The organism is Acidisphaera sp. L21 (assembly GCF_009765685.1).
Taxonomy (GTDB): domain Bacteria; phylum Pseudomonadota; class Alphaproteobacteria; order Acetobacterales; family Acetobacteraceae; genus LMUY01.
In genome coordinates this window covers 161,949-175,723 of sequence record NZ_LMUY01000114.1, presented here as the reverse complement: position 1 = coordinate 175,723, position 13,775 = coordinate 161,949, and the positions used below count along the sequence as shown (strand labels likewise).

Genomic DNA, 13,775 nt, shown 5'->3' with positions numbered 1-13,775 from the left:
CGCAATGGCCCGTATGTAGTCACCCGACGGGTCCAGCGGGTAGGCGGCATTCGTATCCACGTAAAAGGCGACATCGGTGCCGACCGCCTTGGTGATCTCGCGCAACGCCCTGAGATCGGTGTCGATGCCCTGGCCGCCCTTAACCTTCAACGCGCGAAACCCGAAGCGATCCACCATACGAGCCGCCTCCGCCGCCATGGCCGGTGGCGCCTGTCGTGTGACACACCAGCTAAGGTCAACGCTCCGCGAACCGCCCGCAAGCTGCCAGGCGGGTTTGCCGGTGGCTGCCGACCGCAGCGTATGGCACGCGTTTGCGATGAGTGTCTTCGCAAGCGTATTCTCTGGAAAACGACCCATGCTCTGACTGACAGCGGCTGCATCCGTGATGTCGGTGGCTTGCAGGGCGGGCAGCAAAAGATCCTCCAGAACGGCGACCACCGACCGCACCGACGTGCCGGACCACGTCGGTTTGATGGTTGCTTCGCCAACGCCGACGCTGCCATCGTCCCCAACCAGCCGCAGCAAGACGAAATTCGCCCCGGCCTCGGACGAGTTGAACCAATGCACCGGGCGATCATACGGCAAATGATAGTGGTGAATGGAGCTTTCGGCTAATCGCATGGCACCCTCAAACTATTGGCACCGATAGCGACGTACGGCGCGGTTGCCGGCCCGCCGTTTCGCATCAGTACCCGATGGGCTCGGCGACAGCCTGGACCCATTTTCCGTCCTTCACCTGCGTGAGGAACATGCTGGTGGTGCCGTGGTGATTGCCGGCGCTGAAGGTCATCGGGGGTGAGCCGAAGATATCGTGGAAGTCCTTGATCTGTTCCAGGCCCTTGATGAAGCTATCGGTCGTGAGATCGCGACCGGCATTCTGCAAACCCAGGATCGTCATCTGGGCTGCCGAGTAACCAACCTCGGCGGAGGACGTGGGATCGGCGCCATACCGCTTCTTATAGTCGGCAGCAAATGCGTGAACGGCGGGACGCGGGTCATCGGGATACGCGAAGATGAACGGATTGACCGAAAAATACCCATCATTGGCGTTGCCCGGCACCTGCGCGACCGCATTATCGGAGGATGAGCTTACGCCGACGATATCGACCTTCCAGCCAAGTTGGTGCGTGGCGGCGAGGATCAAGTTCGTGTCCTTCACGACCGTTCCCATCAAGATCACGTCGCATTTGGCATCGTAGAGTTTGGCGACAGTGGCGCTGAAATCGGTGTCGGTCGGCTTGTCCGCGGCCGAAGCGGTCAACGTCAGCTTCAGCGCGGCAAGCTCGTCGTTGATCCCCTCCAATACCTCGTGACCAAGATCGTTGTCGTTGTAGAGCGCGCAGAGCATCTTGCGGCCCTGCATGTGAAAGTAGTTCGCCATGGTCCGCCCTTGGTCGTAGAACGACGGGTATTGAGCAAAATTCAATCGGCTATACGGCTGATAGAGTATCCGGGCCGCCGTGAAGGGGAAGACGGCGGGCGTCTCCTTGTCCTTCAGGATCGCCAGCATCGCCAAGACCATTGGTGTTCCGCCATTCCCAACCGTTGCAAACACCTGGTCGCTATTCAGCAATTTATTCGTCGCCTGCACGGCTTTGGGGACCTGATATTGGTGGTCCTCCACGATGTAGCGGATCTTGCGGCCGTTGATGCCACCCTTGGCGTTCTGCTCCTCGAACGCCATTCGCCAGCCATTGACGTTGGTGGTGCCGAGTACAGCGGCAACACCCGAAAGGTCCGTTACCGTGCCGATCTTGATGTCGGTATCGCTCACGCCGCGGGTCATGTCCGCGGCAACGCCTGGTTGCGCCGACAGCACTGCAACCGCACTGGCCAAAGCAAGATATTTCATTGGTTCCCCCCATTGATTGATGTCAATTGGCACAAGCCGGTCACGCAGTAGCGTGCATCCCCTCGATAAGGTCGCGATACACCTCATGCATGACGGGCCGGCGCAGCATCCACAATGCCGTCATCTCGCGATCCTCCCCGGCAATCTTGTGGGCGATGATACGGAATTGCCGGATTGCACTGGCATTTGGCATGCGCGCGATCTCACTGGCGACCAACATCTGAACGGCCGGATCACCAGCCAGACTGGCAAATCCGGTATAGGCGATGCCGTGCTGTTGCGCCCATCGCTCGGTACTCGCATGCTCGATCAGCACGAGGCAAACAACCCGCCCCGCTACGTCCGTCGCGACGAGCGCGCTGGCGATGTAAGGACTGAACCGCAGCTCCGCCTCCAACTCAGCGGCCAGCATCGTCGTTCCATCCGGCAATGCGATCACCGCGGACCGGCGGCCCGCGATCCGCAACGTGCAGCCGGTCATCCGGCCGATATCGCCGGTATGAAGCCAACCGTCCTGCCAGCGTGCTCGCGTTTGTTCGGGCGCATTCCAGTGGCCGGCAAAGACGCTGTTTCCCCGTAAAAGGATCTCGCCATCGTTGGCAACGCGGATTTCGACCCGCGCGGTTGGTTTGCCGATCTCGGCGGGATTGGTGCAAACGAACCCGGATGACTCCGCCGGACCATAGATCTCGACCAGGTCGATCCCCAGCGCTCGATACCAGAGCCGGAGTTCCGGGGCGATCCGGTCGCCGCCGACATATCCGATGCGCAGGTGATCGAAGCCGAGATACTGCCTCACGCGACGCAAAACCAAAAGCCTGCCGAGCCCCGCGACGCAGCGGCGTAGGACGGTCACCCGCTGGCCTCCATCCCGGGTTGCTGCGCAATGACGGCCCGCTTTCAATGCCCAGCGATATGCCAGGCGCTGCAGCGCCGTGGTCGCCGCCGCGGCAAGAGTCACGTTCGCATAGTGCTGTTCCCAGAAGCGTGGTGGCGCGACGAGGACGCTGGGTCGTACCTCCCGCAGATCCTCCTGTACCGTCCCATCGTTTTCAACATAATTGCCAACCACGCCATATGACAGGCCATAATACAGGCCAAGAATGCGCTCCATAGTGTGGGCCATTGGCAAAAATGCCAGTCTATCCTGGCCTTCCATATGGTGCGGGAATATCGAAGGTTGTTCTAGCACGGCGAGAATGTTGGCGTGGGTCAGCAACACTGTTTTTGCGTCACCATCGGTGCCCGGCGTTTGCAGGATCATGGCTGGGGCCTCCGGCGCTATCGCGACGACGTCTGCCTCCCACACGCCGGGATGCGTCTCGTCATACCGGGCGCCGCGGCCGAGAAATGCTGCGAAACTTTCGTAAGCGGGATCTACCAACCCGTGTAAGCCCTGCATGTCGAAAATGACGACCCGTCGGAGTGCCGCGCTGCCCAGGCAAGTCTTCGGAACCTTGGCATACTGCTCCGCGTCCTGGACGAAGATGAAGCGCGCTGCCGTGTGTTCCAGCATGGCCGCGACGTGAGCGGCAGTATCACCGAGATAAAACCCAAAGGAAATGCCACCGGCACCAAGGATCCCGAGATCGGCAAATACCCAGTCCGGACCCGTGTGGGCCAGTATGGCGACCACGTCACCGGCCACCATGCCAAGCGCCCTCAATCCCATTGCGACAAGGCGCGTCTTGGCTACCAACGCATCGAGGCAGACATCCTTCCAGATCCCTCGATATTTGTGCCGCAGCGCAGTCGCCTTCGGCCGCGCCGCAGCACGGTCGAGCAGCATAACAGGAAGGTTGCGGAACGACGCCATCGTCACCGGACGGTGCGGGGCCACGATCGCATCAACGATCTCTAATGCCATGATGCCTTGCGCTTCCAACGCTGCGCTGCTCGCGCGCTGGTTCCGCGTTGCCCAAGGTAGAATTCCTTGATGTCCTCCCTCTGCAGCAACTCTGCACTGTCGCCGCTGATCACGACCCGTCCAACCTCCAGGACATAGCCGAAATCGGCGGTCTGCAATGCGATGTTGGCGTTCTGTTCAACGAGCAGGATGGACATGCCGTGGTCTCGGTTGATCCGCCGAATAATCTCGAAGATCTGCAGAATCAGCAGCGGGGAGAGGCCGAGCGAAGGTTCATCGAGGAGCAGAAGTTTGGGCCGGCCCATCAGCGCTCGGCTAATCACCAGCATCTGCTGTTCCCCACCGGAAAGTAGGCCCGCCCGTTGCGTGGCACGCGTCTTCAGGATCGGAAAATAATCGAAGCAGGTTTGTATATCCCGTTCGATGGCATCCTTGTCGGTCCGCGTGTAGGCGCCCATGCGGAGGTTCTCATCCACCGTCAGAAAGGGAAATACCTCCCGGCCTTCCGGCACGTGGCAGATCCCGGCCCGCATCACTTGGTCGGGTGAGAGTTTGCCAATGTTTCGTCCCGCGAATTGAACCTGCCCACGCTCCGGAGTGATCACGCCGGAGATCGTACGAAGCACCGTCGTCTTGCCCGCACCATTGGCACCCAACACCGTGACGATGCGTCCGCACGGCACCTCGAGGCTAATGCCGTGAAGGGCTTGGATGGGCCCATAATAGGTTTCGAGGTTGTGGACGCGCAAGATTGGCACGCCATCCGCCGTCATGGTGCATTACCGATGTAAGCCCGGATGACCTCCGGATCGGCCTGAACATCCGCGGCCGTGCCCAATGCGAGCACCTTGCCAAAATTCAACGCCATCACCCGGTCGGAAACCGATCGCACAAGGTTCATGTCGTGTTCGACCATGATAATGGTGACTCCAAGGTCTCGCCGGATATCGTCAATCCAGAAGCCCATCTCCTCCGTTTCCGGAACATTCAGCCCGGACGATGGCTCGTCTAACAGCAGCAGACGCGGTTCCGTACAAAGTGCACGGCCAAGCTCGACGATTTTCCGTACACCATAGGGCAAATTTGCAATCAGCGATTGGCGGTATCGCTGGAGGTTGAGAAACGCAATCACCTCCTCGGCCTTCTCCCGATGCCGTATTTCTTCGCGTCGAGTACGGGGCAGGAAGCACAATTGAGAGATCAGACCGGTACCGCTACGGCAGTGGCAGCCGATGAGCAGATTTTGTAACAGCGTCGCCTCAGTGAATAACTCGATATTCTGGAACGTTCGTGCAATTCCAAGCCCGGCAATGCGATGCGGCGGGATGGTCGTGATATCCTGGCCGCCGAATGCCAATCGGCCGGAAGTCGGCTGGTAAATGCGGCTGATGAGGTTGAAGATTGTCGTTTTACCAGCCCCGTTCGGGCCGATAATGGAAAACACCTCACCGGTCTGAACATCGAAGCTGACACCATCGACTGCGCGTATGCCGCCGAAGCTGATCGAGATATCGTCGGCGCTGAACAAAGCAGCAGTCACCGAAGCCGCTCCGACCGGGTGAAACTTCGCTGCCGGGTGGACGTCGAACGGCGGGACAGGGGAAAAGCCGCCAAGTAGCGCGCGATCTTTTGCCACCGTCCGTAAACGCCGCCTGGTTCGACCAGAATCACCAGAACCAGCACCAGGCCGAACAATCCTGGTTCAAGACCCGGCATTCGGCCAAGCCCGAACGGAAGATCATCGCGTAGGAGAGCGATCGCCTGCGGTAGCAAGCGCACGAACACGGCTCCGATGATAGCGCCGTGTAGTGAGCCAAGACCACCCACGAAAATGATGGTGATGAACTGGATCGATATGAGGAGATCGAATGCATCTGGCGTTAGGGCGCGAACATATTGCGCGTAGAACGCACCGGCGAGGCCAGCCATTCCGGCGCTGATCGCGAATGCCGTGACCTTACTGCGGCTCAAATGGATCCCCATGCTCTGCGCGGAAATCTCACTGTCGCGAATCGCGATCATGGCGCGGCCAATGGGCGACCGCAGGATGTTCAAGGACATCCAGAGCACGAACAACAGGGCGGCGAGCGACATGTAGTACAGCCATACGGGACCACCGAGAGCGTGACCAAGCACGACAGGAGTGGGAACGATGAAGCCGCTCCAGCCGCCAGTGACACGATCCCATTTCGCCAGCACGGTTGCGATGATCGAGCCGAAGGAGAGTGTGGCGATCGCGAGATAAAGCCCGCTCATTCGCAAGGTCGGTAATCCGATGAGGGTGCCGGCAAGCCCGGCAACGACGGCCGCGGCGACGATCGTGAGCAAAAATGGCACGCCCATTGCCAGTAGGATTGCCGCCGTGTAGGCGCCGAGTCCGAGAAAAGCAGCATGACAGAGGCTGATCAGGCCGGTGTAGCCCGTGAGTAGCATTTGGGCTATGCCGACCACGGCGAAGATGAACACAGCGCCCAATTCACCGACATAGAACTCGCCGGCGAAGACCGGGATCACCAGCAGGACCAGCAGGAATACGACGTACCGCAACCGGTCGGCACCTCCTGCGGCAAGTGCAATCTCTTGCTCGTATGAAGTTCTGAGCCGTGCACGCATCACGTCAGACCCGCTTGCGGGTGAGGGTTCCGAACAAGCCCTGCGGATAGATGATCAGCACCGCGAGCAGGACCAGATTGGCACTCGTTTCCTGGAAGCCCGCGGGCAGAAAATACCCAGCCATCTGTTCGACGACGCCGACCACGACGCCGCCGATCACTGCGCCTGGAATGGAGCCGAAGCCCCCCAGCACAGCGCCCGCGAAGGCATTCATCCCGATGAGGCCCATATTGACGTCCACCATCGCCACCGGTGCCAGCAACACGGCTGCGATCGCGGCAATGCCGGCGCTGATGGCCCAAACGAGCGAAAACACCGTCTTCACGGGGACACCCATGTAATACGCGGCCAACTGGTTTTGCGACGCTGCCTGCATCGCCAGACCCATGCGGGTCCGGGCGAAGAACAGATAGAGCGCGGTGCAGAGCAGAACCGTGCCGACGATGATCGACATGCTCGTCTCGCTCAGCACGATGCCGCCCACGCGCACGACTTTGTTGGTGAATGGCGTAACGAATCCGACGGGATCGTAGCCCCAGCCCATTCCCGCCACGGCGCGAAAGATGGATGCAAGGCCGAAGGTCAACATAACGACCGAGAACTGCTTTTGGCCGATCAGGCGACGCAGCACGAGAAGATCAAGCAGGAATCCGAACGCGGCGATAATCACGACCGTCAGTCCAGCCCCGAGCCAGTAGTTCAACCCGGCCTTCGCAATCAGCGTATAGGCCGTGAAGCCACCCAGCATCATGATCTCGCCCTGCGCGAAATTCACCATCTCGGTCGCCTTGTAGACCAGCACGAAGCCGAGCGCGATCAACCCGTATATACAGCCGGACGACGCACCGCTGACCGTCAATTGTACAAGACGAGCCGGATCAACCAATCGCGGATTCCCCAAGCCGGCGGTCTCTGTTTCGGATCGCCTTGGCCGGAACGTATAACGGTGTTACCCATTCTTGCAAGTCGGAAATCGGGAGGCGCGATCGTGGAACGTTTGCAGACCGGAAGCCTGATTCCGGATCGTGTTCGGCACGTCGAAACACCAGACGGTATCACCCTCGCCGTGCAGGAATGGGGCGATCCGGCTGGGCCCGAGGTACTGTTGATTCACGGCGTCGGCCAAAGCCATCTTTGCTTCGACCGACAATTCAATGACGCCCGGCTGCGGCGGTGCCATCTTGTCAGCTACGACGTCCGTGGCCATGGCGGATCGGCAAAGCCAACCGATCCGCGCCTCTATCATGATCCCGCGCGCTGGGCGGAGGAGGTTCAGGCCGTGATGGATGTAACAGGCCTGCACCGCCCGTTGCTGCTAGGCTGGTCGCTGGGCGGCCGAATTATCACGCAGTATCTGCTCACAAAAGGGGACGCGCAGATCGCCGGCGTGAACTTCGTCAGCGCACGCGCCATCGCCGACCCGGCATTCTCCGGGCCAGGCATGCGCGACCTGCCTCAGGCCCGCGCACATGATATCGGGAGCCTGATTCATGCCAATTCCGCGTTTCTGCGGGCCTGCTTCTACCGGCAGATGAGTGAGTCCGAATTCACCGTCGCGCTTGCGTACAACATGATAGTACCGCCCGCCGTACGCGCCGCGATCCGGGATTGGCCGCCCGATCTCGATCGCACTCGGGCGGCGCTACGCCGTGTCACTATACCTGTGCTTGTGACGCATGGATTACAGGACAGCGTGGTCTTGCCGGCCAGCGGTCAACACACGGCAAGCCTGATCCCCCACGCCCAGGTCTCTTGGTTCGAAGATTGCGGCCACTCCCCATTCTTCGAGAACGCCGAGCGCTTCAACCAGGAGTTTCTCACGTTCGTCGAAGATAATTGGCGGCCCGGTCGTTGAGGGTGACCCGGCAGCCGCCTCCATGCAGGACCGAGCGCGAGCCGGATTAGATGCGCGCGCAGCAGGACAGCGTCGACAGGTAAGGCGGCCCCTAATTCCGGCAGGCTTGACGTCCGGCTGGTTTGAGGTAACGTCGTTACAAGTGCAAGAAGACGACGGGAGTAAACTCGATGGGTGGCAAACGGTTGCTGATGGCACTTGCGATTTGCGGTAGCCACGCGGCATGGGCCGCCGGGCCGCCGATCGAACTCGGGATGATCTCATCGCTCAGCGGTCCCATCGGCGACCAGGGTAGCGAATATGCGAACGGGGCCAAATTGGCTGCCGAGGCGATCAACCGGGATGGCGGTATTGCCGCGCTGGACCATCGGCCAGTGCATCTGAATGTGGTGGATGACACGTCCATCCCCAGTGTGACCCGAACCCTGGCAATCAAGCTCATTTCCAGCGACAAGGTGCCGGTCATCCTGGGCCCATTCGCCTCCGGCCCCTGCATGGCTGCCGCGCCGGTTGGCGAGCAGCAACAGCGCGCTCTGATCTGCAGCGCCGCGTCGGACCAGGTGACGCAGCAGGGCTATCGCTATGTCTTCAACCGCGCGACGCTCGCCGGCACGTTCACCTATGCCGGGTTCCGCGTGTTGGACGGGTTGAGCAAATCCTCCGGCCTGGATCTGAAGAAGGTGGCGGTGATTTACGAAGATGGCGCCTATGGCACTAGCGGCAACGCGCAGGCGACCAAGGCCGCGGCCGATGCCGGCGTCACGATCACCGATCGTATCGCATTCCACACCAACACCGCCGATCTGTCCCCCGTCGTCAATCGCGCTGTAGCGTCCGGCGCAAAGGCGCTGCTGCTGATGGTCTATACCGGCGACGGCGTGAATATTGTGCGCGCCGTGCGTACCGCAAAGGCGCCGGTGCTGATCCTAGGGTCCGGCGCCTGGGACTCGACCATGGTGAAGATGGGGCCGCCGGCCGACGGAATGGTCGCCTTGTCCGACTGGAACGAGGATGTGGCGAAGCCCGCTGTCGCCGGCTATCGCGAGGCCTATAAGAAGGCCTATGGCGACTATCCCGGCCCTTCCGCGGCCTGGGGATGGAGCGACATGTATTTCCTGAAGGCCGCGCTGGAGGAAGCCAAGTCGCTGGACCCAAAGACCATCCGCGACACGCTTGCCAAGTTGAAAACCAAGGACGACCCGGGCCTGGCCGTGGAACCATTCAACAGCTACGGCTTCGACGATGACGGCCTGGCGATCGGCCAGGTCGACCGGGTCATCGCGACGCAACTGCAGAACGGCAAGTTCGTCACCATCTGGCCGGAGGCCGTCGCCACCGCGAAGCTGGACACGAGCACCCTGAAATAGGCCCGCATTCATGCTGGTCGCGATTCTGCAGGGGCTGATCAGCGGCGCGCTGGTGGGCGGCATGTATGCCACCGTCGGCATCGGGTTGACGCTGGTGTTCGGCGTCGTCCGCATCGTGAACTTCGCGCACGGGTCGTTCCTGATGGCCGCCGCTTATGCCAGTTGGCTGATGTACGAGCGATACGGCATCGACCCATATCTCAGCGGGCTCATACTGGTGCCGAGCTTCTTCGTCTTGGGCGTGGCCTACTACTGGGGTCTCATGCGCCCGATGGTCGGCAAGTCGCTGCTGGCGCAATCATTGCTGACCATTGCTGTCGGCTACGTCATAGACAACACGGCGCTCGGCCTCTTCAGCAGCCAGATGCGGGTTGTCGCGGTGCCTTACGCGGTGGCGAGCCTGTCGATCGGGCCGATCGCACTTCCCGTGACCCGGCTGATCGCCGGCGGCGTTGGCCTTTGTGCGACGACGATCATGTATCTGCTGCTTTGGCGCACCGGCATGGGCATTGCCGTGCGCGCCGCCGCCGCCGATCGGCCGATCGCGGAGGCGATGGGCATCAACACCCATTCCGCGCAGGCGGTCGTGACTGGCATCGGCATCGCCTGCGCGGCGTTGGGTGGGGTGGTGCTATTACCGATCTTTGCCGCCTCGCCATCGATGGGCGCCGACTTCACCTTCCTGTCCTTCCTCATCATCGTGCTCGGCGGAATGGGCAGCTTTTTCGGGGCGCTCGTTGGCGGCGTCATCCTGGGTATCACCGAAAACTTGGGCGCAACCTTTTTCGACGGATCCACCGGCCATATGCTGACCTTCGTGCTCTTCGTGGTGCTGCTGGTGTTTCGCCCCTACGGCGTGCTGGTCCGGCGGCGATGATCCGCTCGCTCGCTGGCCTGGTCGCCGCAACATTGGTGTTCGCAGCAATCCCGCTGCTGACGGACAACTCGTATGTTATTTCAATCCTCACTTCGATCTTCCTTTGGGCTTATCTGGCGTCATGCTGGAACATCGTGGGTGGCATGACGGGGCAGCTTTCATTCGGGCATGCCGTGTTCTTCGGGATTGGCGCCTATACCTCGGCCGTCTTGTTCGTTCGCTTCGGCTGGCATCCGCTACTCGGGGGCTGCATCGGGGTCGTGCTAGCCAGCGTGCTGGCACTGACCATCGGCTATGTCAGCGCACGCTACAATCTGGTGCATCTGCATTTCGCCCTCGTGACGACCGCGGTTGGCCAAATTGCGCTGTTCCTGGCGATGGGCTGGCAGTTCATCGGCGGCTCCACCGGCTTGACGGTGCCCTACAAGGCGACGGCCGGCCAACTCTTCTTTCGCGACCCGGCAATATACTATTGGATCATTCTCGCGATGACCCTTGGCGTCATTGCATTGACGATGCTCATTCGCCAGCGCCGCATGGGGCTCTATTTCCTGTGCATCCGCGAGAGTGAACCGGCAGCAGCAGGCGCCGGCATCGACATCATGCGGCAGAAACTCACTGCCATCGTGATCAGCGCGGCACTCACGGCAGCGGGCGGAGTGATCTACGCGCATTACATCCGCTTCCTGGATCCAGACAGCATCTTCGGCTGGCAGGTTTCGCTTCAAATGGTGATCCCGGCGATGCTGGGTGGCACCCAGTTGATCCTGGGGCCGGTGATCGGCGCGGCCATTTTCGTCACCCTGCAGGAGACGACGCGGACGCTGCTGGATTTCGCCGGCGCGCCGCTGATCATCGTCGGGTTGGTCCTCATCCCCGTCGTGCTGTTCCTGCCATCCGGCGTCGTGCCGTCCTTGGTCGGGGCATGGCGTCGGCATCGTGGACCGATCCGGCTGGCGCCGGTGGCCCAAATATTGGCGTTATCCGTGCCGTCCCGGGCCGCCACACTCGACACGGACATATTGCTGCGCGTCGACGGCGTGGGCCGCCGCTTTGGCGGCGTGCAGGCGGTCAACAATGTCAGCTTCACCTGCCGCCGTGGCGAGCGACTGGCCGTCATCGGGCCAAATGGTGCCGGCAAAAGCACGCTGTTCGCGCTGCTCGGCGGCTTCATTGTGCCGAATGCCGGGCAAATCACGTTCGACGGCCAACGCATCGACGGTCTGTCTGCCGACGCCGTCTGCCGGTTGGGGCTCGCTCGTACCTTCCAAACCGCACAGCCATTCCGCGAATTGACGGTGTTCGAGAACATCCTCGCCTCGGCCTATTTGCACGCGCCGTCCCACACGGCGGCGCTGGCCGATGCCTGGGCGGTGCTGGCGCTGTTCGACCTGTCGTCGCGCGCGGCGGAGCGATCGGCCGACCTCAACATCATCGATCAAAAACGGCTGGAGGTCGCGCGCGCCTGGGCCACAAGGCCGAAACTGATCTTGCTGGACGAGGTAGGCGCCGGGCTAACGGCGCTGGAACTGCAACAACTCGTGGACATGCTGATGCGGCTGAATGCCACCCATGGCACCACCATCCTCTTCATCGAACACATGATGTCCATGGTGGCGCGCCTGGCCGACCGAGTGATCGTTCTGCACCATGGAGAGGTGTTGGCCGAGGGGTCGATGGCGGAGGTCTGCGCCAACCCTGTCGTGGTCGAGGCCTATCTGGGGGAGAGCACCCTTGCTGCTTGAGGTCCGCGACTTGCGCACCGGATACGGCGCGGTCGAGGTCGTGCACGGCATCTCGTTCGAGCTGGCCGCGGGTTCGATGGTGGGCTTGATCGGCGCGAACGGCGCTGGGAAAAGCGGGGCGATGCACGCGATATGCGGCCTGCTGCGCCATACCGGGGCAGTGCTGCTGGATGGCCAGGACCTGGCCCGCATGTCGGCGCATGACCGCGCACGCGCCGGGTTGATCATGGTGCCGGAGGGGCGGCGCGTCTTCCCTGGCATGTCGGTGCGCGACAATCTGCTCAGCGCGTCCCTGCACCGCCGCGTGCGTGGCAGAGCGCAGCAGACGCTGGACACGGTTTTCCACACCTTCCCCCGCCTGCAGGAGCGGCTGAACCAGGCTGCGGAAACACTGTCCGGCGGCGAGCAGCAGATGCTGGCAATCGGCCGCACGATGATGGGCCAACCCCGGGTCATGGTGCTGGACGAGCCATCGCTTGGCCTGTCGCCGCTGTTCGTGCAGGAGGTATTTCGCGTTATCGGGGCGCTGCGCGAAACAGGGCTGACCATCCTGCTGGTGGAACAGAACGTCCATCACTGTCTGGAGCTCAGCGACTATGCCTACGTGCTGGAACAGGGCCACATTGTGCTGCAAGGCGCAGCGTCCGACCTGTTGGTGGATCCGCGGGTGCGCGCGGCTTATCTCGGCACGTCCAACCAACCGTCCGAGGCAGAGGAGGTAAGGCAATGAGCACGATGCCGGTTCTGGTTCCCGTGGGCACCATTGGCCAAAAACTGGATAATGACGACCCGAACTACGTCTTCGCACCCGATCTCTACATGAGCTTGGGCTTGGCCTATGATTCACTCGCAGCCCCTACCGTCACCCTCGGCGCAGATGGTGTGTTCATCCCCAATTACGAAACGATGCAACCGCGCCTGGCCACCGGGTGGGAAGAGCAGCCGAACGGCGACTGGATCGTACGGTTGCGACCCGGCGTGCAGAGCCACGGTGGGCACGAATGGTCGGCCGATGACATCGCCTGGGTATACGACAAGATCAGCGCGCAAGGCGTCATGGCTGCGTGGCGATGGCGCGAAGTGATCGGGCTGCAGCGGGTGGAGGTGATCGATAACCACTCGTTGCGATATCATTTGCGGGCACCCTATCCGACCTTCCCGAATTGGCTGCTCTCCGTCTCGCCGAACATGGTAGATTCCCGCACTATCCAAACGCACGCGACCGACGCGGACCCATGGGGGATCGCCTGGCTGAACCAGCATGTCGCCGGGTATGGCGCATATGACTTGGCTGCGATGCGACCGGACCAATTGCGCTTTGAGCCACGCGCCGGGCATTGGAGCCAACCTGCAGCCAATGCGGTGCACGTGCAACGCGTCGGCTCCCGGGCTGAGGTGATGGCAATGCTGCACGAAGGCCGCCCCGTCGTATTGACAGGGTTGAGCCCGGACGAATCGGTGGCACTGCAGGCGGCCGACGACGTGACAGTCTTGCGCACCTGGGCGGGCCATAGCTCGGTCGAGATTGATTTCACAATCGCCCCATTCGACGACATCCGGGTGCGCCACGCTCTGGCCTACGCAACACCGACCGACCGC

General features: G+C 61.7%; 13 protein-coding genes. 6 read left to right on the top strand and 7 right to left on the bottom strand.

Annotation, left to right across the window (positions count from 1 at the left end; all coding sequences use genetic code 11):
* The 7 genes from GSQ76_RS22695 to GSQ76_RS22665 all read right to left on the bottom strand — a co-directional run.
* Positions 1-621 (bottom strand): enolase C-terminal domain-like protein (locus GSQ76_RS22695; protein ID WP_216851234.1); only part of this gene is annotated, 621 nt, incomplete at its 3' end.
* 64 nt (positions 622-685) lie between these two features.
* The gene (locus tag GSQ76_RS22690; protein ID WP_158746384.1) at positions 686-1,852 is read right to left on the bottom strand and encodes an ABC transporter substrate-binding protein; all 1,167 of its coding nucleotides are present in this window, start codon (positions 1,850-1,852) and stop codon (positions 686-688) included.
* Positions 1,853-1,892: 40 nt separating this feature from the next.
* Positions 1,893-3,719 carry a long-chain fatty acid--CoA ligase gene (locus tag GSQ76_RS22685; RefSeq protein ID WP_158746383.1) on the bottom strand — a complete coding sequence of 609 codons (1,827 nt, stop codon included), beginning with the start codon at positions 3,717-3,719 and terminating at the stop codon, positions 1,893-1,895.
* Positions 3,710-4,492 carry an ABC transporter ATP-binding protein gene (locus GSQ76_RS22680; RefSeq protein WP_158746382.1) on the bottom strand — a complete coding sequence of 261 codons (783 nt, stop codon included), beginning with the start codon at positions 4,490-4,492 and terminating at the stop codon, positions 3,710-3,712. Before GSQ76_RS22680 ends, GSQ76_RS22685 begins: the two co-directional genes overlap by 10 nt.
* Positions 4,489-5,259: an ABC transporter ATP-binding protein gene (locus GSQ76_RS22675; protein WP_158746381.1), complete on the bottom strand. Its 771-nt coding sequence runs from the start codon at positions 5,257-5,259 to the stop codon at positions 4,489-4,491. Before GSQ76_RS22675 ends, GSQ76_RS22680 begins: the two co-directional genes overlap by 4 nt.
* Complete coding sequence (locus GSQ76_RS22670) at positions 5,256-6,266, bottom strand: branched-chain amino acid ABC transporter permease (protein WP_158746380.1); 1,011 nt, start codon at positions 6,264-6,266, stop codon at positions 5,256-5,258. The genes GSQ76_RS22675 and GSQ76_RS22670 overlap by 4 nt, the downstream gene beginning before the upstream one ends.
* A 70-nt stretch (positions 6,267-6,336) precedes the next feature.
* On the bottom strand, positions 6,337-7,218 hold the full coding sequence (locus GSQ76_RS22665) for a branched-chain amino acid ABC transporter permease (protein ID WP_158746379.1): 882 nt from the start codon (positions 7,216-7,218) through the stop codon (positions 6,337-6,339).
* A 102-nt stretch (positions 7,219-7,320) separates the two neighbouring features.
* Between GSQ76_RS22665 and GSQ76_RS22660 the strand changes: the two genes are divergently transcribed.
* The 6 genes from GSQ76_RS22660 to GSQ76_RS22635 form a co-directional block, all read left to right on the top strand.
* Positions 7,321-8,187, top strand: coding sequence for an alpha/beta fold hydrolase (locus tag GSQ76_RS22660; RefSeq protein ID WP_158746378.1), 867 nt, complete (start codon positions 7,321-7,323; stop codon positions 8,185-8,187).
* 170 nt (positions 8,188-8,357) lie between these two features.
* Positions 8,358-9,554 (top strand): ABC transporter substrate-binding protein, encoded by a 1,197-nt coding sequence (locus tag GSQ76_RS22655; RefSeq protein WP_158746377.1) that lies wholly within the window; start codon positions 8,358-8,360, stop codon positions 9,552-9,554.
* Positions 9,555-9,564: 10 nt separating this feature from the next.
* Positions 9,565-10,431 carry a branched-chain amino acid ABC transporter permease gene (locus tag GSQ76_RS22650; RefSeq protein WP_158746376.1) on the top strand — a complete coding sequence of 289 codons (867 nt, stop codon included), beginning with the start codon at positions 9,565-9,567 and terminating at the stop codon, positions 10,429-10,431.
* Positions 10,428-12,176 carry an ABC transporter permease subunit gene (locus tag GSQ76_RS22645; RefSeq protein WP_158746375.1) on the top strand — a complete coding sequence of 583 codons (1,749 nt, stop codon included), beginning with the start codon at positions 10,428-10,430 and terminating at the stop codon, positions 12,174-12,176. Before GSQ76_RS22650 ends, GSQ76_RS22645 begins: the two co-directional genes overlap by 4 nt.
* Positions 12,166-12,906 (top strand): ABC transporter ATP-binding protein, encoded by a 741-nt coding sequence (locus tag GSQ76_RS22640; RefSeq protein WP_254070579.1) that lies wholly within the window; start codon positions 12,166-12,168, stop codon positions 12,904-12,906. The genes GSQ76_RS22645 and GSQ76_RS22640 overlap by 11 nt, the downstream gene beginning before the upstream one ends.
* The coding region (locus GSQ76_RS22635; RefSeq protein WP_158746373.1) for an ABC transporter substrate-binding protein at positions 12,903-13,775 on the top strand (873 nt) is incomplete at its 3' end. The genes GSQ76_RS22640 and GSQ76_RS22635, both read left to right, overlap by 4 nt.

Coding starts and splice junctions, on each gene's coding strand:
- GSQ76_RS22650 (WP_158746376.1), top strand. CDS start 9,565: ATGCTGGTCGCGATTCTGCAGGGGCTGATCAGCGGCGCGCTGGTGGGC.
- GSQ76_RS22655 (WP_158746377.1), top strand. CDS start 8,358: ATGGGTGGCAAACGGTTGCTGATGGCACTTGCGATTTGCGGTAGCCAC.
- GSQ76_RS22685 (WP_158746383.1), bottom strand. CDS start 3,719: ATGGCATTAGAGATCGTTGATGCGATCGTGGCCCCGCACCGTCCGGTG.
- GSQ76_RS22680 (WP_158746382.1), bottom strand. CDS start 4,492: ATGACGGCGGATGGCGTGCCAATCTTGCGCGTCCACAACCTCGAAACC.
- GSQ76_RS22690 (WP_158746384.1), bottom strand. CDS start 1,852: ATGAAATATCTTGCTTTGGCCAGTGCGGTTGCAGTGCTGTCGGCGCAA.
- GSQ76_RS22645 (WP_158746375.1), top strand. CDS start 10,428: ATGATCCGCTCGCTCGCTGGCCTGGTCGCCGCAACATTGGTGTTCGCA.